Annotated in this window: 18 protein-coding genes and 1 tRNA gene; 9 read left to right on the top strand and 10 right to left on the bottom strand. The window is 72.5% G+C overall.

The window, feature by feature from the left end; genetic code table 11:
* The 5 genes from HN013_RS04865 to galK all read left to right on the top strand — a co-directional run.
* Nucleotides 1-1,578, top strand: a 1,578-nt coding sequence (locus tag HN013_RS04865) for a PQQ-binding-like beta-propeller repeat protein (protein ID WP_171163287.1), incomplete at its 5' end; no start/stop codon positions are given.
* 279 nt (nucleotides 1,579-1,857) lie between these two features.
* On the top strand, nucleotides 1,858-2,574 hold the full coding sequence (locus HN013_RS04860) for a response regulator transcription factor (RefSeq protein ID WP_171163285.1): 717 nt from the start codon (nucleotides 1,858-1,860) through the stop codon (nucleotides 2,572-2,574).
* A 57-nt stretch (nucleotides 2,575-2,631) separates the two neighbouring features.
* Nucleotides 2,632-3,834 carry a galactose-1-phosphate uridylyltransferase gene (gene galT, locus HN013_RS04855; protein WP_249374712.1) on the top strand — a complete coding sequence of 401 codons (1,203 nt, stop codon included), beginning with the start codon at nucleotides 2,632-2,634 and terminating at the stop codon, nucleotides 3,832-3,834.
* The gene (gene galE / locus HN013_RS04850) at nucleotides 3,831-4,802 is read left to right on the top strand and encodes a UDP-glucose 4-epimerase GalE (RefSeq protein WP_171163283.1); all 972 of its coding nucleotides are present in this window, start codon (nucleotides 3,831-3,833) and stop codon (nucleotides 4,800-4,802) included. The genes galT and galE overlap by 4 nt, the downstream gene beginning before the upstream one ends.
* Complete coding sequence (galK, locus tag HN013_RS04845; RefSeq protein ID WP_171163281.1) at nucleotides 4,799-5,995, top strand: galactokinase; 1,197 nt, start codon at nucleotides 4,799-4,801, stop codon at nucleotides 5,993-5,995. Before galE ends, galK begins: the two co-directional genes overlap by 4 nt.
* Here galK and HN013_RS04840 read toward each other — a convergent pair.
* Nucleotides 5,970-6,422 (bottom strand): N-acetyltransferase, encoded by a 453-nt coding sequence (locus HN013_RS04840; RefSeq protein ID WP_171163279.1) that lies wholly within the window; start codon nucleotides 6,420-6,422, stop codon nucleotides 5,970-5,972. The genes galK and HN013_RS04840 overlap by 26 nt on opposite strands.
* Nucleotides 6,423-6,661: 239 nt before the next feature.
* Here HN013_RS04840 and HN013_RS04835 point away from each other — a divergent pair, with 239 nt between their 5' ends.
* Nucleotides 6,662-7,450, top strand: coding sequence for a response regulator transcription factor (locus HN013_RS04835; protein ID WP_312018497.1), 789 nt, complete (start codon nucleotides 6,662-6,664; stop codon nucleotides 7,448-7,450).
* On the opposite strand, the gene HN013_RS04830 is transcribed toward HN013_RS04835, so the two are convergent.
* A complete protein-coding gene (locus tag HN013_RS04830) occupies nucleotides 7,409-7,906 on the bottom strand; it encodes a MarR family winged helix-turn-helix transcriptional regulator (RefSeq protein WP_171163275.1) in 498 nt (165 codons plus the stop codon). The two genes, HN013_RS04835 and HN013_RS04830, sit on opposite strands and share 42 nt — an antisense overlap.
* A gap of 108 nt (nucleotides 7,907-8,014) precedes the next feature.
* On the opposite strand from HN013_RS04830, the gene HN013_RS04825 reads away from it, so the two are divergent.
* Nucleotides 8,015-8,836, top strand: coding sequence for a trans-aconitate 2-methyltransferase (locus HN013_RS04825; protein WP_171163272.1), 822 nt, complete (start codon nucleotides 8,015-8,017; stop codon nucleotides 8,834-8,836).
* A gap of 118 nt (nucleotides 8,837-8,954) precedes the next feature.
* Here the strand turns inward: HN013_RS04825 and HN013_RS04820 are convergent, their stop codons facing one another.
* A complete protein-coding gene (locus HN013_RS04820; RefSeq protein WP_171163325.1) occupies nucleotides 8,955-9,644 on the bottom strand; it encodes a TetR/AcrR family transcriptional regulator in 690 nt (229 codons plus the stop codon).
* The gene (locus tag HN013_RS04815) at nucleotides 9,644-10,672 is read right to left on the bottom strand and encodes an acyl-CoA desaturase (protein WP_171163270.1); all 1,029 of its coding nucleotides are present in this window, start codon (nucleotides 10,670-10,672) and stop codon (nucleotides 9,644-9,646) included. The genes HN013_RS04820 and HN013_RS04815 overlap by 1 nt, the downstream gene beginning before the upstream one ends.
* A gap of 196 nt (nucleotides 10,673-10,868) precedes the next feature.
* On the opposite strand from HN013_RS04815, the gene ppc reads away from it, so the two are divergent.
* Complete coding sequence (gene ppc, locus HN013_RS04810; protein WP_171163268.1) at nucleotides 10,869-13,610, top strand: phosphoenolpyruvate carboxylase; 2,742 nt, start codon at nucleotides 10,869-10,871, stop codon at nucleotides 13,608-13,610.
* A gap of 18 nt (nucleotides 13,611-13,628) precedes the next feature.
* Here ppc and HN013_RS04805 read toward each other — a convergent pair whose 3' ends face one another.
* Nucleotides 13,629-14,438 (bottom strand): SDR family NAD(P)-dependent oxidoreductase, encoded by an 810-nt coding sequence (locus HN013_RS04805; protein ID WP_171163266.1) that lies wholly within the window; start codon nucleotides 14,436-14,438, stop codon nucleotides 13,629-13,631.
* An 88-nt stretch (nucleotides 14,439-14,526) separates the two neighbouring features.
* Between HN013_RS04805 and HN013_RS04800 the strand changes: the two genes are divergently transcribed.
* Nucleotides 14,527-15,378 carry a helix-turn-helix domain-containing protein gene (locus HN013_RS04800; protein ID WP_171163264.1) on the top strand — a complete coding sequence of 284 codons (852 nt, stop codon included), beginning with the start codon at nucleotides 14,527-14,529 and terminating at the stop codon, nucleotides 15,376-15,378.
* A 6-nt stretch (nucleotides 15,379-15,384) separates the two neighbouring features.
* On the opposite strand, the gene pth is transcribed toward HN013_RS04800, so the two are convergent.
* From pth to HN013_RS04775, 5 genes are all read right to left on the bottom strand, one after another.
* Nucleotides 15,385-15,981, bottom strand: a complete 597-nt coding sequence (gene pth, locus HN013_RS04795; RefSeq protein WP_171163262.1) for an aminoacyl-tRNA hydrolase — start codon at nucleotides 15,979-15,981, stop codon at nucleotides 15,385-15,387.
* A 76-nt stretch (nucleotides 15,982-16,057) separates the two neighbouring features.
* Nucleotides 16,058-16,636, bottom strand: coding sequence for a 50S ribosomal protein L25/general stress protein Ctc (locus HN013_RS04790; RefSeq protein WP_171163260.1), 579 nt, complete (start codon nucleotides 16,634-16,636; stop codon nucleotides 16,058-16,060).
* 179 nt (nucleotides 16,637-16,815) lie between these two features.
* Entirely contained in the window at nucleotides 16,816-17,793 is a 978-nt protein-coding gene (locus HN013_RS04785; RefSeq protein WP_171163258.1) for a ribose-phosphate diphosphokinase, read from the bottom strand.
* A 73-nt stretch (nucleotides 17,794-17,866) separates the two neighbouring features.
* On the bottom strand, nucleotides 17,867-19,324 hold the full coding sequence (glmU, locus tag HN013_RS04780; RefSeq protein ID WP_171163256.1) for a bifunctional UDP-N-acetylglucosamine diphosphorylase/glucosamine-1-phosphate N-acetyltransferase GlmU: 1,458 nt from the start codon (nucleotides 19,322-19,324) through the stop codon (nucleotides 17,867-17,869).
* Between the two features lie 117 nt (nucleotides 19,325-19,441).
* Nucleotides 19,442-19,514 (bottom strand) — tRNA-Gln (locus HN013_RS04775).
* Nucleotides 19,515-19,543 lie beyond the last annotated feature (29 nt).

Raw genomic sequence — 19,543 nt, 5'->3', positions numbered from 1 at the left:
CCGCCGCCCGGCGCCCCCCAGGCCCCGCCGCCCGCGCCCGGGGGCTACGGCTACCCGGGCCCGTCCGGCCCGGGCGCGCCGCCGCCCGGCGGGCCGTTCCCGCAGTACGGGGCGGGCTACCCGGCCCCGCCCGCGCCGTCCTCCGGTGGCTCGAAGAAGCGGATGACGGTCATCGTCAGCGCCGTCACGGCGCTGGTGCTCGCCGTCGCCGGCGGCGTCTGGTTCGCCACCCAGGGCGGTGACGGCAAGGACGACGAGACCACCAACTCCGCCCACGAGAAGGGCGGGAAGAAGGAGCAGGGCGGCAAGAACGGGGGCAAGGGGACGGAGGCCCCCAAGTCCAAGGACGGCAAGCTGCTCTTCGGCGTCGACCAGCAGGTGGTCAAGGACAGCCGGCCCGCCGCCGGCATGTGGGTCACCGACAAGGTCTTCGCCAAGAGCGACCTCGACAAGGTCGTCGGCTACGGGCTCACCGGCGGCAAGCAGTGGGAGATCCCCCTCGACGGCGACATCTGCTGGGCGCCCAAGCACGTCACCGCCGACGGCAGGACGGCGATCGTCGTCGAGGAGTCGCCGCCCAGCGACAAGAACCGCTACGGCGGGCCGTGCAACCAGATCGTGGCCCTGGACCTGAACAACGGCAAGAAACTGTGGCAGAAGTCGGTCAAACTCGATGACCGGGTGATCCAGTTCGATGACGTCACCGTCGGCGGTGGCACCGTCGCCGCGGGCAGCATCCACGGCGGCGCCGCCTGGACGCTGGACGGCGGCAAGGAGCTGTGGAAGCCCAGGCCCGAGGACACCTGCAAGGACGAGGGCTACGGCGGCGGCACCAAGCTCGTCGCGGTCCGGCGCTGCGGCGACTACGAGCGCCCGCAGATGAAGGTCCAGACGCTCGACCCGGCGAACGGCAAGATCAAGTCCAACTTCAAGGTACCGAACGGCATCGACAAGGTGCGTGTGGTGTCGACCGACCCACTGGTCATCGGCGTCAACGCGGGTGACCACAGCGGCACCGGCGTCTCGGACTTCATGGCCATCGACGACAGCGGCACGGACGGCAAGCTGCGCAGCAAGGTCTCCACGGAGAGCGGCAAGTACCAGCCGCGCTGCTCCTCCAGCGGGGTCGAGTCCTGCACCAAGCTGGCCGTCGGCAAGGACACGCTGTACCTGCCCACGGACGAGCACCAGACGGGCAAGGCGGACGAGGTCGGCCGCGTCAACGAGATCGTCGGGTTCAACCTGGCCGACGGGCGGACGAAGGGCAAGGCCGACGGCCGCGTCAGCTCCAACCTGGTGCCGCTGAACGTCGACAAGGACGGCGCGCTCATCGCCTACCAGACCGCCGGCTGGCGCGCGGGCGGCACCGTGGTGCGCATCGACCCGCAGACCTTCGCGTCGACGGTGCTGCTGAAGAACCCGGTCGCCTCGCAGCGGACCGAGAGCCAGATCTCGCCACTTTTCGAGCCGGCGATCTGGTCCCAGGGCAGGCTCTATCTGGGCCGGAAGTACCTCCACCGGCCCAGCGTGGTCAACGAGGGCAAGGAGTACCTGGCCATGATCTGGGGGGCCGAGTGATCCCTCCGACGGGTGGCCGGGACGCTGTTCCCAGCCCCTCCGGCGGTGATCGTCCGGCCGCTCGCTGATCATTTCGCGAGCGCTCCGCGCCGTATCCCTGTCCATCACGCGTACATGCCTGAACGATCCGTTTCAGACGCGAAGTACACGTGATTGGCAGGGATTTCGGCATTCCGGGGGACTTCTCACGAGTAGGGGGCGCGGAACGTCGAACAAGCGTGTAGCTTCCGGGGGCAAGAGGGCGACGAGAGACGTACGCGGGCGACAGGGGGGCAGCGCATGGGCGTGCGGCTCATGGTGGTCGACGACCACCGACTGCTGGCCGAGGCGCTCGCCTCGGCGCTGAAGTTGCGGGGGCACAGGGTGCTGGCCGCGGCCGCGCCGAGCGCGGGGGCGGCCGATCTGGTGGTGAGCCGCGCACCCGAGGTGTGCCTGCTGGGCACGGCCGCCCCGGCGGAGCCCGGTGCGTTCGAGCCGGTCGTCCGGATCAAACGGGAGCGTCCCCAGGTCGCCGTCGTGGTGCTCGGCCCGGTGCCGAGCCCGCTCGGCATCGCGGCCGCCTTCGCCGCCGGCGCCTCCGGCTACGTGCGGCACAACGAGCGCATCGAGGGCGTCGAACGGGCCATGATGAAGGCCCGCGCCGGCGAGGCCGCGGTCGACCCCCAGCTGCTCCAGGGCGCGTTCACCGAACTCCTCAACCCGGCGGCCCAGCCCGACGACGAGGGGGCCCGGCTGCTCCAGCTGCTGACCCCGCGCGAGGTCGAGGTCCTGGTGCGGGTCGCCGAGGGCGAGGACACCCGGCTGATCGCGGCCGGCATGGGCATAGCGCCCAGCACGGCCCGGACCCACGTCCAGCGAGTGCTGATGAAGCTCGGCGTCGGCTCCCGCCTGGAGGCCGCCGCCCTCGCCGCCCGCACCGGCCTGCTCGACCGCGCCGCCGGCAGCCAGCCCCCCGTCGTCACCCGGGGCACGGTGGGTGGCCGGCCCGGCAGCTGACCCGCGGCCTGCCGCGGTGCCGGTGTGCCGGGCGGTACGCGCGGGCAGAGTGCCGAAATGAAGAGAACGGCCACCCGGCTCGCCGACGGCCGCGAGCTGTTTTTCTACGCCGCACGGGACGAGGGCGCGCGGGACGCGCGGGAGGGTGCCGCGCGGGGCGACGACGCGCCGGACGGTACCGCCGCGCGGGACGACGGGGTCCATGACGCCGCGGACGGCGGCCGGCCGGGGCCGCCGGGTCCGGGCGTCGACCCGGGCGCCCGCCCGGACGCCGGCCCCAGCGTCGTTCCAGGTCCCGCCCCCGACACCGCCCCCGCCGCGACCCGCGGCACCGAGCTGCGTACCGACCCGCTGCTCGGCGACACCGTCGTCATCGCCCCGCACCGTCAGGGGCGCACCCACCTCCCGCCGCCCGACGCCTGCCCGCTCTGCCCGTCCCGGCCGGGCCGGCTCACGGAGATCCCGGCCGCCGACTACGAGGTGGCCGTCTTCGAGAACCGCTTCCCGGCCCTCACCGGCCCGGCAGGCCGCTGCGAGGTGGTCTGCTTCAGCGCCGATCACCACGGCTCCGCCGCGGAGCTGGACGACGGGCGGGCCGCTCTCGTCCTGGCCGCGTGGACCGACCGGACGGCCGAGCTGTCGGCCCGCCCGGGTGTCGCCCAGATCTTCTGCTTCGAGAACAGGGGCGCCGAGATCGGCGTCACCCTCGCCCACCCGCACGGCCAGATCTACGCCTACCCCTTCGTCACCCCGCGCACCGGACGGGCCCTCGCCTCCCTCGCGGCGCACCGGGAGCGCACCGGCGGACGCAACCTGTTCGACGACACCGTGGCCCGCGAGGAGGCCGACGGGAGCCGGGTCGTCCTGGCCGCCGAGCACTGGACGGCCTTCGTGCCGTACGCCGCCCGCTGGCCGTACGAGGTGCACCTGTACCCCCGGCGGCGGGTGCCGGACCTGCCCGCCCTCGGCCCGGCGGCCCGCGCCGAGCTGCCGGGCGTCCACCGGGAGCTGCTGCGCCGCTTCGACCGCCTCTTCGGCCCGGGCGCGCCGCCCACCCCGTACATCTCCGGCTGGCACCAGGCGCCCGTGCGCCACCCCCTCAGGAGTGAATTCGCGCTCCACGCCGAGCTCTTCACCGTCCGACGGGCTCCCGGCAAGCTCAAATTCCTCGCGGGTTCCGAATCCGGCATGAACGTGTTCATCAACGACGTGCCGCCGGAGACCGCGGCCGAGCGACTGCGAGAGGCGGCAACCGCATGAACACGAGCAAGTGCCTGGTCACGGGCGGCGCGGGCTATATCGGCAGCGTCGTCGCGGACCACCTGCTGGCCGCCGGGCACGCCGTGACCGTGCTCGACGACCTCTCGACCGGCCACCGCGACGCCGTCCCGGAGGGCGCGGAGTTCATCGAGGGGCGCGTCCAGGACGCCGGGCGCTGGCTGGACGGCTCCTACGACGCCGTCCTGCACTTCGCCGCCTGTTCACAGGTCGGGGAGTCGGTCACCGCTCCGGAGAAGTACTGGCGCAACAACGTCGGCGGCACCCTCGACCTGCTCGACGCCATGCGGGCCGCGGACGTCCGCACCCTGGTCTTCTCCTCCACCGCCGCCACCTACGGCGACCCGGGCTCCGTCCTCCCCCTGACGGAGACCGACCCCACCACCCCCACCAACCCCTACGGCGCCTCGAAGCTCGCCGTCGACCACATGATCGCCGGCGAGTGCGCCGCCCACGGCCTCGCCGCCGTCTCGCTGCGCTACTTCAACGTGGCGGGCGCGCACGGCCGGTACGGCGAGCGCCACGACCCGGAGACGCACCTCATCCCGCTCGTCCTCCAGGTGGCACTCGGCGGGCGCGCGGAGATCGTGGTGCACGGCGACGACTACCCGACCCCCGACGGCACCTGTGTGCGCGACTACCTCCACGTCGCCGACCTCGCCGAGGCCCACCTGCTCGCGCTGGCCGCCGCGCGCCCCGGCGAGCACCTGGTCTGCAACCTCGGCAACGGCAACGGCTTCTCGGTCCACGAGGTCGTCGAGACCGCCCGCGCGGTCACCGGCCACCCCGTCCCGCACCGCACCGGCCCCCGCAGGCCGGGCGACCCGGCCGTGCTGGTCGCCTCCGCCGAGCGCGCCCGCACGGTCCTCGGCTGGAAGCCGCGGCGTCCGGAGCTGGCCGGGATCATCGCGGACGCCTGGGAGTTCGCCCGCCGCGCGGAGCCGCGGTGAACCCGGCGGCCGGCTTCCGCGCCGTGTTCGGCGCCGAACCGGCCGGGGTGTGGGCGGCGCCCGGCCGCGTCAACCTCATCGGCGAGCACACCGACTACAACGACGGCCACGTGCTGCCGATCGCCCTGCCCCACCGCACCCGCGTGGCCGCCGCCGCCCGCGGGGACGGGCTGCTGCGCCTGCACTCGGCCGGGGCCGGCGGTGGCGTGACCGCGCTCCGGGTGGCCGGGCTCGCGCCGGGCGCGGTCCGGGGCTGGGCCGCCTACCCGGCGGGCGTCGTCTGGGCCCTGCGCGAGGCGGGCCTCGCCGTGGGAGGGGCGGATCTGCACGTGGAGAGCGACGTGCCGCAGGGGGCCGGTCTGTCGTCCTCCGCCGCCCTGGAGATCGCCACGGCCCTGGCCGTCACCGAACTCCACGGCCACCGGCCCTCCCGCGCCGAACTCGCCGCGCTGGCACGGCATGCGGAGAACGCCTTCGTCGGCGTGCCCTGCGGGATCATGGACCAGACCGCGTCCGCGTGCTCTGTCGCGGGACACGCGCTCCACCTGGACACCCGCGATCTCACCCTCCGCCACCTGCCGTTCGACCCCGCCGCGCACGGGCTGCGGCTGCTGGTCGCCGACGTCGGCAGGCGGCACGCGCTCGCGGACGGCGCGTACGCGGCGCGCCGCGCCGCGTGCGAGGCGGGCGCGCGGGCGCTGGGCGTACGCGCCCTGCGGGACGTCGAGGCCGCGCAACTGCCGGACGCGCTCGCAGCGTTGCGGCCGGAGCTGCGGCCGGTGGTCCGCCACGTCGTCACGGAGAACGAACGGGTGGCCCGGGTGGCCGCCCTGCTGGCCGCCGGGGAGCTACGGGCGGCCGGGCCGCTGCTCACCGCCGGGCACGCCTCGCTGCGCGACGACTTCGCCGTCTCGTGCCCGGAACTGGACCTGGTGGTCACCGCCGCCCGCGCGGCGGGCGCCCTGGGCGCGCGGATGACCGGCGGCGGCTTCGGCGGCTCGGCGATCGTGCTGGTGGAGGAGGACCGGGCGGCCGGGGTGGAGCGGGCCGTCGCCGACGCCTTCGCGTCCGCCCGCTTCACGGCGCCTGCCGTCTTCCCGGTGACGGCGGGGGAGGGCGCGGGCCGGCACGGGGAGGGCGGTCGGCCCCCGGCCGAAGCCGGACCGTTCAGCCCTTCGGGGCAAGGGACTTGATCAATGTGTACTCGGTGACGCCCGGAGGGTAGTCCTCCACCGTGGCCACCACCCGGTAGCCCAGCTTGCGGTAGAAGTCCGGCGCCTGGAAGTCCCAGGTCTCCACCCGGCTGCCGACGCAGCCGTGGCGGTCGCGGGCGGTCTCCTCGGCACGGGCCACGAGCCGGCTGCCGAGCCCGGTGCCGCGGTGCCGGGCGTCGACCCACAGGAGGTCGACGTGCAGCCAGTGGTACTGGACGCGGCCGACCAGTCCGGCCGCCAACTCCCCGTCCCCGTCGGTGGCGTAGACCTCCAGGGGGACGTCGTCGTCGGCCGGGGTGTCGCGCAGCGAGCGCATCACGGGCGACCGATCGGCGTTGTCGGCGGTGAGCCGCTGATCAACCACATCGTGTCGTTCGGTGTCGTTCACTGCCTCAATACTGAACATAAAGCTCACCATAAACATCTGGGTCAAGCAGTTTTGCGAATCGGCTTCCGTTGTCGGACCCCGGCCGTACGCTGAGCACAGCGTCGGTGGGGGCCGACGCCGATCAGGGGGCGAGACAGGCAGGTACGACGCCCGGGGTGGGGTAGTTGTCAGGGCACGGCGGCGGCCGTGCGTGTGCGACGGCTCCGGTACCGGGCGCCGTACCCGCACTGCACGCCTCCCCGGATTTGGGGGTGGTTGTGGCACGTATTCGGGTATTGGTGGTCGACGACCACCGCATCTTCGCCGAGTCGCTCGCCGCCGCCCTCGCGGCCGAGCAGGACGTGGACGTCTCGGCGGCCGGCAGCGGGCCGGCGGCACTGCGCGCGCTGGAGCGCGCGGCGGTGGAAGGGCGTCGCTTCGACGTCCTGCTGATCGACGCGGATCTGGGCGCGTCGGCCGCGGAAGCGGCCCGGGTCCCGGAGCAGCGGCGGCCTCCCGGCCGTCCGGTCCCGGGACAGCCCGAGGGTGTGGTGGACGGGATCTCGCTGGTGGCCGGGGTGCGCACGGGTCATCCCGGCGTACGGACGGTGGTCCTGGCCGAGCGGGACGATCCGCGCCGGGCGGCGGCCGCGCTCCAGGCCGGGGCCGGCGGCTGGGTGGCGAAGGACTGTTCGCTCTCGCGACTGCTCGCGGTCATACGGGGCGTGCTGCGGGACGAGACGCATCTGCCGCCCGCCCTGCTGACGGGCGTGCTGCGGGAGCTGACGGCCGCGCGCAAGCACCGCACCGAGAGCGAGCGCCTGGTGGAGTCGCTCACCCCGCGCGAGCGGGAGGTGCTGCGCTGCATGGTGGCCGGGCTCGGCCGCAAGGCCGTGGCCGAGCGGCTCTATCTCTCCCCGCACACGGTGCGTACGCATATGCAGAACGTGCTGGGCAAGCTGGGGGTGCACTCCACGCTCGCCGCGGTGGCGCTGGCGCGCAGGGCCGGGGTGGGTCCGGTCGACCTAACCGGGGACGTTGTCGAACGGGGCGGTCAACTGGCGTAGCAGAGCGGCCAGTTCGACGCGCTGAGCCGTGGAGAGCTCGGCGAGGATCGCGCGCTCCTGGGCGAGCAGCCCGGCGAGCGCCTCGTCCGCGCGGTCCTGTCCCTCCTCGGTCAGCCGCACCAGGACGCCGCGCCGGTCGTTGGGGTCCGGCTCCCGCCGGACCAGGCCCTTCTTGGCGAGCCGGTCGATGCGGTTGGTCATGGTGCCGGAGGTCACCAGAGTCTGGGTCAGCAGCTGCCCGGGCGACAGCTGGTACGGCGGCCCGGCCCGGCGCAGCGACGTCAGGACGTCGAACTCCCAGGGCTCCAGGTGGTGCTCGGCGAACGCGATCCGCCGGGCGCGGTCGAGGTGGCGGGCGAGCCTGCTGACCCGGCTCAGCACCTCCAGCGGTTCCACGTCGAGGTCCGGGCGCTCCCGGCGCCATGCTGCGACCAGCCGATCGACCTCGTCCTCCATGGGATCAGTGTAGTGGGTCTGTCGACATGAAGTCTCTTGACGTCAAGATATAGCGGGAGCATCCTGGGCCACAGCGACTCCTGCGTTCTCCGCACCCGGGAGACTCCGATGCATCCCACCCCCACCTGGGACCCCCAGCAGTACCTCCGCCACTCCGGTCACCGCACCCGCCCCTTCCTCGACCTCCTCGCCCGCATTCCCGCTCTCCCCGGCCCCGGCCCGGCCCGGATCGTGGACCTCGGCTGCGGCGCCGGCAACGTCACCGCCCTGCTCGCCGACCGCTGGCCCGACGCCGACATCACCGGGCTCGACAACTCCCCGGAGATGCTGCGCGAGGCAGCGGCCCACGCGGGGGAGAACGCCGGCGGCGGCCGGACCTCCTTCGCCGCCGCCGACGCGGCCGACTGGACCCCGGACAGCCCCCTCGACCTGCTCGTCTCCAACGCCCTGCTCCAGTGGGTGCCCGACCACACCGCGTCCTTCCCCGCCTGGACGGACGCCCTCACCCCCGGTGGCGTCCTCGCCTTCCAGGTGCCCGGCAACCAGGACGCGCCCTCCCACACCACGCTGCGCCGCCTGTGCGCCACCCCACACTGGCGCACCCGCCTCGCCGACACCGCCCGCGGCCCCGACCACGTCCTCACCCCCGCCGCCTACCTCACCCTCCTCACCGACCTCGGCCTCACCGTCGACGCCTGGGAGACCACCTACCTCCACCTCCTCCCCGGCCCCGACCCCGTCCTCGACTGGATCAAAGGCACCGGCCTCCGCCCCGTCCTCACCGCCCTCGCCGACGACCCGGCCGAACGCGACACCTTCCTGGCCGAGTACGCGGCCCTGCTCCGCGAGGCATACCCACCGGGGCCGCACGGGACGGTCTTCCCGTTCCGGCGGATCTTCGTGGTGGCACGGAAACCGCCCGCGGGCTGAGGGAGGACCTGCGATCCGATCACTCTTTCGTATGACGAGGGGCTGATGGGCCGTCGTGCTCGACGGGGGGCTCGTAGCGTCGCGGAACTGGCCGACCGCCCGCGCCGCCCCCGTGGCGTCAGCTCTTGCGGTGGCCCACCAGCCGGGGCCGCTGCTCCAGGCCGTCCAGGCCGTGCCAGGCGAGGTTCACCAGATGGGCGGCGACCTCGGCCTTCTTGGGCTTGCGGACGTCGAGCCACCACTGGCCGGTGAGGGCGACCATGCCCACGAGGGCCTGGGCGTAGAGCGGGGCCAGCTTCTGGTCGAAGCCCCGGGTCTTGAACTCGTGCCCGAGGATGTCCTCCACCTGTGTGGCGATATCGCTGATCAGGGAGGCGAAGGTGCCGGTCGACTGGGCCACGGGGGAGTCGCGGACGAGGATGCGGAAGCCGTCCGTGAAGGACTCGATGTAGTCGAGCAGGGCGAAGGCGGCCTGCTCCAGGAGCTCCCGGGGGTGGCCCGCGGTGAGGGCACCGGTCACCATGTCGAGGAGCTGGCGCATCTCGCGGTCGACGACCACTGCGTACAGCCCCTCCTTGCCGCCGAAGTGCTCGTACACCACGGGCTTGGAGACCCCGGCCTTGGCCGCGATCTCCTCCACCGACGTGCCCTCGAACCCCCGCTCGGCGAAGAGTGTGCGACCGATGTCCAGCAATTGCTCACGGCGCTCGGCGCCGGTCATCCGCACCCGACGGGTGCGTCTGGCCCCCTGGGCGGGGGTCAGGTCCTTCTTACCGGAGGTTCTGCTGTCGATCGCCACGCCGTCCATCATGCCGCCTGAGCGGCGTCCCCCTTCTCCCGCTCGGCCTCCTGACCGGCCCCTTCGGCGGACCGGGGCTTGCGCCGGGACTCGATGCGGCTCGCGTCGGGCCAGCGCACGTCGTAGGCCCAGCCGGCCTTCTCGAACCAGCGGATGAGCCGGGCGCTGGAGTCCAGCTGCCCGCGCAGCACCCCGTGCCGCGCCGACGTGGGGTCGGCGTGGTGCAGGTTGTGCCAGGACTCGCCGCAGGACAGGATCGCCAGCCACCAGACGTTCCCGGAGCGGTCACGCGACTTGAAGGGACGCTTGCCGACGGCGTGGCAGATCGAGTTGATCGACCACGTCACGTGGTGCAGCAGCGCCACCCGGACCAGCGAACCCCAGAAGAACGCCGTCACCGCGCCCTGCCAGGACCAGGTGGCCAGACCGCCCACCACCGGCGGGATCAGCAGCGACACCGTCGTCCACAGGACGAACTGGCGGGAGACGGCACGGATCGCCGGGTCCTTGATCAGATCCGGGGCGTACTTCTGCTGCGGCGTCTGCTCCTCGTCGAACATCCAGCCGATGTGCGCCCACCACAGGCCCTTCATCAGCGCCGGGACGGTCTCACCGAAGCGCCACGGGGAGTGCGGGTCGCCCTCGGCGTCGGAGAACTTGTGGTGTTTGCGGTGGTCCGCCACCCAGCGCACCACCGGCCCCTCCACGGCCAGGGAGCCCATGACCGCGAGAGCGATCCGCAGCGGGCGCTTCGCCTTGAACGATCCATGGGTGAAGTAGCGGTGGAAGCCGATCGTGATGCCGTGGCAGCCGATGAAGTACATCGCCACCAGCAGCCCCAGATCCAGCCAGCTCACCCCCCAGCCCCAGGCGAGCGGTACCGCGGCGAGCAGCGCGAGGAAAGGGAGGGTGATGAACAGCAGCAGGGTGATCTGTTCGATCGAGCGCTTGCTGTCACCACCCAACGTGGCAACGGGGGGCGGGGCGGCTTCCTGGGCCTTCGGCACGTCCTCGATCACGTCGGGGCTTGCAGTCATGGATTCCTCGTGGGGGTCGGGGGCTGGCTACGGTTCCGTAACCTACGGCAACGTAAGTATGGCAGGGCCCCGGCGCGGGGCAAGAGGGCTGTCGGCCACCAGGCGCGTCGGGTGGCGACCTATGCTGGTGGGCGTCGGACAGCGCGGTCCGCCACCCCTCCAGACGTGCTCGGATACACCGCTAGGAGCAGCACCTGTGAGCAGTGCCGACCCCACCAGCCTCGAAGCACAGCGCAGCGCCGCCCTGCGCGCCGACATCCGCCGCCTCGGTGATCTCCTGGGCGAGACCCTGGTCCGCCAGGAGGGCGAGGATCTGCTCGCCCTGGTCGAACAGGTCCGCGCGCTCACCCGGACCGACGGCGAGGCCGCCGCCCGGCTGCTCGGCGGGACCGACCCGCAGACCGCCGCCAAGCTGGTGCGCGCCTTCTCCACCTACTTCCACCTGGCCAACGTCACGGAGCAGGTGCACCGCGCCCGGGAGCTCGGCGCCAAGCGCGACGCGGAGGGCTCGATCCTCGCCCGCACGGCGGACCGTCTGAAGGACGCCGACCCCGACCACCTGAAGCAGGCCGTCGAGCACCTCGGCGTACGCCCCGTCTTCACCGCGCACCCCACCGAGGCCGCCCGCCGCAGTGTCCTCAACAAGCTCCTGCGCATCGCCGAGCTGCTGGGCCAGCAGGCCGGCGGTGAGGGCGAGAAGCGCCGCACCGACCTCCGCCTCGCCGAGAACATCGACCTCCTGTGGCAGACGGACGAGCTCCGCGTCGCCCGCCCGGAGCCCACCGACGAGGCCCGCAACGCCATCTACTACCTGGACGAGCTGCACACCGGCGCCGTCGGCGACGTCCTGGAGGACCTGGCCGCCGAGCTGGACCGGGTCGGCGTCCCGCTGCCCGCCACCACCCGCCCGCTGACCTTCGGCACCTGGATCGGCGGCGACCGCGACGGCAACCCCAATGTCACCCCGCAGGTGACCTGGGACGTGCTCATCCTCCAGCACGAGCACGGCATCACCGACGCCGTCGAGCTCGTCGACAAGCTGCGCGTGGCCCTCTCCAACTCCATCCGCAACAGCGGCGCCTCCGAGGAACTCCTCACCTCGCTCCAGCGCGACCTCGAACTCCTCCCGGAGATCAGCCCCCGCTACAAGCGCCTCAACGCCGAGGAGCCCTACCGGCTCAAGGCCACCTGCGTCCGCCAGAAGCTCCTCAACACCCGTGAGCGCCTGGCCCACAACACCCCCCACCAGGAGGGCCGCGACTACCTCGGCACCGCCGACCTGCTCGCCGACCTCCAGCTGATCCAGGACTCGCTGCGCGCCCACCGCGGCGGCCTCATCGCCGACGGCCGCCTGGAGCGCGCCCTGCGCACCCTCGCCGCGTTCGGCCTCCACCTGGCCACCCTGGACGTCCGCGAGCACGCCGACGCCCACCACCACGCCCTCGGCCAGCTCTTCGACCGGCTCGGCGAGGAATCCTGGCGCTACGCCGACATGCCGCGCGACTACCGCCGCAAGCTCCTCGCCAAGGAACTGCGCTCCCGCCGGCCGCTGGCCCCCAGCCCGGCGCCGCTCGACGCGGCCGGCGCCAAGACCCTCGGCGTCTTCCACACCGTCCGCGAGGCCCTCCAGCGCTTCGGCCCCGAGGTCGTCGAGTCGTACATCATCTCCATGTGCCAGGGCGCCGACGACGTCTTCGCCGCCGCCGTGCTCGCCCGCGAGGCCGGCCTCGTCGACCTGCACGGCGGCTGGGCGAAGATCGGCATCGTCCCGCTGCTGGAGACCACCGACGAGCTCAGGGAAGCCGACCGGATCCTCGACGACATGCTCGCCGACCCCTCCTACCGGCGGCTCGTCGCCCTCCGCGGGGATGTCCAGGAGGTCATGCTCGGCTACTCCGACTCCTCCAAGTTCGGCGGCATCACCACCAGCCAGTGGGAGATCCACCGCGCCCAGCGGAGGCTGCGCGACGTCGCCCACCGCTACGGCGTCCGGCTGCGGCTCTTCCACGGCCGCGGCGGCACGGTCGGCCGCGGCGGCGGCCCCACCCACGACGCGATCCTCGCCCAGCCCTGGGGCACCCTCGACGGCGAGATCAAGGTCACCGAGCAGGGCGAGGTCATCTCCGACAAGTACCTCATCCCGGCCCTGGCCCGGGAGAACCTGGAACTGACCGTCGCCGCCACCCTCCAGGCGTCCGCCCTGCACACCGCGCCCCGCCAGTCCGACGAGGCGTTGGCCCGCTGGGACGCGGCCATGGACACGGTGTCGGACGCGGCGCACGGCGCGTACCGGCGGCTCGTCGAGGACCCCGACCTGCCCGCGTACTTCTTCGCCGCCACCCCGGTGGACCAGCTCGCCGAGCTCCACCTCGGCTCCCGGCCCTCCCGCCGCCCGGACTCCGGCGCCGGCCTCGACGGGCTCCGGGCCATCCCCTGGGTGTTCGGCTGGACCCAGTCCCGGCAGATCGTCCCCGGCTGGTACGGCGTCGGCTCCGGCCTCAAGGCCGCCCGCGAGGCCGGACTCGACACGGTCCTGGAAGAGATGCACTCCCACTGGCACTTCTTCCGGAACTTCCTCTCCAACGTCGAGATGACCCTCGCCAAGACCGACCTGCGCATCGCGCGGCACTACGTCGACACCCTGGTGCCCGACGAGCTCAAGCACGTCTTCGACATGATCGAGGCCGAGCACGAGCTCACGGTGCAGGAGGTGCTGCGCATCACGGGCGAGCGCGAACTGCTCGACTCCAGCCCGGTCCTGCGCCAGACCTTCCACATCAGGGACGCCTACCTGGACCCGATCTCGTACCTCCAGGTGACCCTCCTGCACCGGCAGCGGGAGGCGGCGAAGCGCGGCGAGGCCCCCGACCCGCTGCTGGCGAGGGCCCTGCTGCTCACCGTGAACGGCGTGGCGGCGGGCCTCCGCAACACCGGCTGACCCCCGGGTGGTCCGGGCTCAGGCCCGCATCCCGCCGTCCACCCGCAGGACCGTGCCGGTCACATAGGAGGCGCGGTCACTGAGCAGCCACGCGGCGGCCTGGGCGATCTCGTCCGGGTCCGCCGCGCGGCGCAGCGGGGTCCGCGCATTGAGCCGCTCGATGACGCCGGGCGACCGGTCGTCCCAGCCGCGCAGCATCTCGGTCAGTGTCGTCCCGGGGGCGATGGCGTTGACGCGGATGCCCTCCGGGCCGTAGGTGACGGCGGCGGACTCGGTCAGGCTGTTGACCGCCCGCTTCATCGCCCCGTACGCGGGCAGTTCCGGATTGCCCATCAGGCTCCCGACGCTGGACGTGTTGACGATGGCACCCGTCCCGGCGGTGGCCCGGATCGCGGCCACCTCGGCGGCCATGGCCAGCCAGGTGCCCTTCAGGTTCACGGCGTAGACGTGGTCGAAGTCGTCCTCCCGCACCTCGTCCAGCGGGCCGGGCGGTATGCCCGTCGCGCCGTTGTTGAACGCGATGTCGAGCCGTCCGTACAGCTCGACGGTACGGTCGACGGCGGTGCGTGCGGCCGCCGGGTCGGCGAGGTCGCACACCATGTACGCCGCGGTGCCGCCCGCCGCCCCGACCTCCTCCGTCACGGCCCTCAACTGGGCTTCCGTACGGGCCGCGAGGAGCAGCCGGGCGCCCTCCCGGGCGAAGAGCCGCGCCGCGGCGGCGCCGATGCCGCGCCCGGCGCCGGTGATGAAGGCGACCTTGCCGGTCAGCAGGCCCTGTCCGGTGGGGTGATCGGTGTGGTCCGTGTTGTTCGTGGAGACGTTGTTCATGGAGACGAGCCTGCGCCCGGCCGCGGACCCGATCCAGGCACCGGTGGTACCTGGCTGACGGTGGTGAACCCCCGCCACACTTGGAGGCGTGGACAGACGAGAACTCGCCGGCTTCCTGCGCAGCAGGCGCGAACGGATCGCCCCCGCCGACGCCGGGCTGCCCGTCGGCCCGCGCCGCCGCACCCCCGGCCTCCGCCGCGAGGAAGTGGCCCAGTTGGCGTTTATCTCCGCCGAGTACTACACTCGGCTGGAACAGGCCCGCGGCCCCCGCCCGTCGCGCGAGGTCCTGGCCGGGCTCGCCCACGCGCTGCGGCTGTCGGACGCCGAGCGCGCGCACCTCCACCACCTCGCCGGAGCGCCGCCCGCGCCGCCGGCCGGACCCTCGCGCGAGGTGCGGCAGAGCATCCTCGACCTTCTGCGCCGGCTGCCGCAGGCCGCCGCGGTCGTGCTCTCCGCGACGTACGAGGTGATCGCCTGGAACGAGCTGGCCGCCGCGCTGCTGGAGGACTTCTCCGCCCTCCCGCGGCGCGACCGCAACCTCGTGCGCCGCGCCTTCCTCGGCCCCCACCCGGAGGGCCGGCGGCTGTACGGCCTGTCGGACGCCGACGTCTTCGCCCGCACCTCGGCCCAGCACCTGCGGGCCACCGCCGCCCGCTATCCCGACGACCCCGAGATCGCCGGGCTGATCGGCGAACTCCTCGCGGGGAGCGAGGAGTTCGCCGCGTTGTGGGCCTCGCACGACGTCTGCGCCGAGCCGACCCTGTGCACGACGCTCCAGCACCCGCTCGTCGGCCCCGTCTCCGTCAACTGCGACGTCCTCGACATCGCCGACCGCGACCAGCGCGTCGTCATCTACACCGCCGCACCCGGCTCGCGCTCCGAGGAGGCGCTGCGGCTGCTGTCCGTCGTCGGCACCCAGCGCATGGACGTGCCCGGCTGAGGCCCGCTAGCCGTTGTAGGTGCTCTGCGCCCGCTCCAGCCCGTCCACGATCAGCGACTCGACCGCGTCCGCGGCCCGGTCCACCTGGTAGTCGAGCTCCTTGCGCTCCACGGAGGAGAAGTCCTTCAGGACGAAGTCCGCGACCTGCATCCGGCCCGGCGGCCGCCCGATCCCGAACCGCACCCGGCAGTAGTCGGGGCCCATCGCCTTGGTGATCGACTTCAGGCCGTTGTGGCCGTTGTCGCCCCCGCCCAGCTTGATCCGCAGCGTGCCGTAGTCGATGTCGAGCTCGTCGTGGACCGCCACGATCCGCTCCACCGGCACCTTGTAGAAGTCGCGCAGCGCGGTCACCGGGCCACCGGACAGGTTCATGAACGACATGGGCTTGGCGATCACCACCCGGCGGCTCGACGGGCCCGGCGCGCCCAGCCGTCCCTCGACGACCTGCGCCCGTGCCTTGTGGGCCTTGAACTTGGCGCCGATCCGCTCCGCGAGCAGGTCCGCGACCATGAAGCCCACGTTGTGCCGGTTCCCCGCGTACTCGGCACCCGGGTTGCCCAGGCCCACGATCAGCCAGGGGCTCGTGCTCATGCCGTCCGTCATCTGCATAACTCCTTCATACGCCAACCGCCGCCCCGCTCCGGCGGAGCAGGGCGGCGGTCGCAGAGAAAGGCGAGGCTCAGGCCTCGGCACCCTCGGTGGCCTCGTCCGCGGGGGCGGACTGGCCGGCGACGACGTGCAGGACGACGGTCTCGCCGTCGACGGCCAGCGTGGAACCGGCCGGCAGGACGACGTCCTTGGCCAGGACGGAGGCACCGGCCTCCAGGCCCGCGATGGAGACGGTGACGGCCTCGGGGATGTGGGTGGCCTCGGCCTCGACCGGCAGGGCGGTCAGGGTGTGCTCCAGCAGGTTGCCGCCGGGGGCCAGCTCGCCCTCGGTGTGGACCGGGATCTCGACGGTGACCTTCTCGCCGCGCTCGACGACCAGCAGGTCGACGTGCTCCAGGAAGCCCTTGAGCGCGTCACGCTGGACCTGCTTGGGGATGACCAGCTCGGTGCGGCCCTCGATGTCCAGGGACAGCAGGACGTTGGAGTTCTTGAGCGCCATCATCAGGTCGTGGCCCGGGAGGGACACGTGGACCGGCTCGCCACCGTGGCCGTAGATGACGGCGGGAACCTGGTTGGCGCGGCGGATGCGGCGGGCGGAGCCCTTGCCGAACTCGGTGCGGACGGCGGCGGCGAGCTTGATCTCGGCCATGGTGCACTCCTCATGAGGATCGTTGGCGGACACGGTCACCCGGCCCAACAACGGCCTGCTACGAAGAGCGCGTCGATAACGGACCGCCGCACCGGATCAGCGGTGCGGCCTCCCTCGCCGAGCAACTCCAGGAGTCTACCCGGTGCGGGAGGCCGCACTGAAATGGATCTACGAGGTGCCTACGCCTGCTCGTCGAAGAGGCTCGTCACCGAACCGTCCTCGAAGACCTCGCGCACCGCGCGGGCGATCGTCGGCGCGATCGACAGTACCGTGATCTTGTCGAGCTCCAGCTCGCCCGGGGTCGGCAGGGTGTTGGTGAACACGAACTCGCTCACCTTGGAGTTCTTCAGCCGGTCCGCGGCCGGGCCGGAGAGCACACCGTGGGTGGCCGTGACGATGACGTCAGCGGCGCCGTGGGCGAACAGCGCGTCCGCGGCGGCGCAGATGGTGCCACCGGTGTCGATCATGTCGTCCACCAGTACGCAGACACGATCCTTCACGTCACCGACGACCTCGTGCACCGTGACCTGGTTGGCGACATCCTTGTCACGGCGCTTGTGCACGATCGCCAGCGGGGCGCCCAGCCGGTCGCACCAGCGGTCGGCGACGCGCACCCGGCCGGCGTCGGGGGAGACGACCGTCAGCTTGTCGCGGTCGACCTTGGCGCCCACGTAGTCCGCGAGGATCGGCAGCGCGAACAGGTGGTCCACCGGGCCGTCGAAGAAGCCCTGGATCTGGTCGGTGTGCAGGTCGACCGTGAGGATGCGGTCGGCGCCGGCGGTCTTGAACAGGTCGGCGATGAGACGGGCCGAGATCGGCTCGCGGCCGCGGTGCTTCTTGTCCTGGCGGGCGTAGCCGTAGAACGGGACGATCACGGTGATGCTCCGGGCCGAGGCCCGCTTCAGCGCATCGATCATGATCAGCTGTTCCATGACCCACTTGTTGATGGGGGCCGTGTGGCTCTGCATCAGGAAGCAGTCGGCGCCGCGCGCGGACTCCTGGAACCGGACGTAGATCTCACCGTTGGCGAAGTCGAATGCCTTGGTCGGGACCAGGCCGACGCCCAGCTGGTGCGCGACCTCCTCGGCAAGCTCGGGGTGGGCGCGGCCGGAGAAGAGCATCAGCTTCTTCTCGCCGGTCGTCTTGATCCCGGTCACAGCACAGTCTCCTTGGATGTCGCTTTGTGTGCGCTTATCACGGTACGCCCCGTTCGAGGTGCCCGTTGTCAGGTCACTGCTCCCCGTCGTGCTCCTGGAGAGCAGCGGAAGCGGCCTGTGCGGCGGCGCTTCCCGGGCGCTTCCGAGCCACCCACCCCTGGATATTCCGCTGCTGTCCACGGGCGACAGCGAGCGAACCCGGGGGCACATCCTTGGTGATCACGGAGCCGGCGGCGGTGTACACGCCGTCCCCGATCGTGACCGGCGCAACAAACATGTTGTCCGAGCCGGTGCGGCAGTGCGAGCCGATCGTCGTGTGGTGCTTGTTCACACCGTCGTAGTTCACGAAGACGCTCGCCGCGCCGATGTTGGTGTGGTCGCCGATGGTGGCGTCGCCCACGTAGGAGAGGTGCGGCACCTTGGTGCCCTCGCCGACCTCGGCGTTCTTCATCTCCACGTACGCGCCGGCCTTCGACTTGCGGCCGAGCTTCGTACCGGGCCGCAGATAGGCGTACGGGCCCACGGTGGCGCCCTCGCCGATCAGCGCGCCCTCCGCCACGGTGTTGTCCACCCGCGCGCCCGCGGAGACCGTGGTGTCCTTCAGCCGGGTGTTCGGCCCGACCTCGGCGCCCGTGGCCACGTGCGTCGCGCCCAGCAGCTGGGTACCGGGCTGCACCAGCGCGTCCGGCTCGAACGTCACGGTGACGTCGATCCAGGTCGTCGCCGGGTCCACGACCGTGACGCCGCTCATCATCGCGTCGTGCAGCAGCCGCTCGTTGAGCAGCCGGCGGGCCTCCGCCAGCTGGACCCGGTTGTTGATCCCCAGGATCTCCCGGTGGTCGGCGGCGACGGCCGCGCCCACCCGGTGCCCCGCCTCGCGGAGGATCCCGAGCACGTCGGTCAGGTACTCCTCGCCCTGGCTGTTGTCCGTCCGCACCTTGCCCAGCGCGTCGGCCAGCAGCCGGCCGTCGAACGCGAACACCCCGGAGTTGATCTCGCGGATGGCCCGCTGCTCGTCGGTGGCGTCCTTGTGCTCGACGATCTCGGTCACCGCGCCGGTCGCGGCGTCCCGCACGATCCGCCCGTAGCCGGTGGAGTCCGGGACCTCCGCCGACAGCACCGTCACGGCGTTCCCGTCGGCGGCGTGGGTGTCCGCGAGGCGCTTCAGGGTGGCGCCGGTGAGCAGGGGGGTGTCACCGCAGACGACGATCACGGTGCCGTCGGGGCGGATGCCCTCGCGGGACAGCTCCTCCAGGCCCATGCGGACCGCGTGGCCGGTGCCGTTCTGCTCGTGCTGGACGGCGGTGCGGGCGGCGGGGTCGATCTCGCCGAGGTGCGCGGACACCTGCTCCCGGGCGTGCCCGACGATCACGACGAGCTGCTCCGGCTCCAGTTCGCGCGCGGCGGCGGCGACGTGCCCGACGAGGGACCGGCCGCAGATCGAGTGCAGGACCTTGGGAGTCGCCGACTTCATGCGGGTGCCCTCACCCGCTGCGAGAACGACGACGGCTGCCGGGCGGTTGGCGCTCACGGGTGGGCCCTTCGGCTTCGGGGTTTCGAGGGGGTGACACCCGCAGGATACCGGTGCGTAGAAGGGCCGGAACGCGGAAGGGTCCTGACCTGGGCGGTCAGGACCCGAACCGGAATGCTCCCCTGCCAGGATTCGAACCTGGACAATCAGAACCAAAATCTGACGTGCTGCCTGATTACACCACAGGGGATGGTATATCGGCCCGAAACGGACACTCTG

Source organism: Streptomyces sp. I05A-00742, assembly GCF_013055795.1.
Taxonomy (GTDB): Bacteria; Actinomycetota; Actinomycetes; order Streptomycetales; family Streptomycetaceae; genus Streptomyces.
The sequence above is the reverse complement of the archived record's forward strand: the minus strand, read 5'-3'. Positions and strand labels throughout refer to the sequence as shown.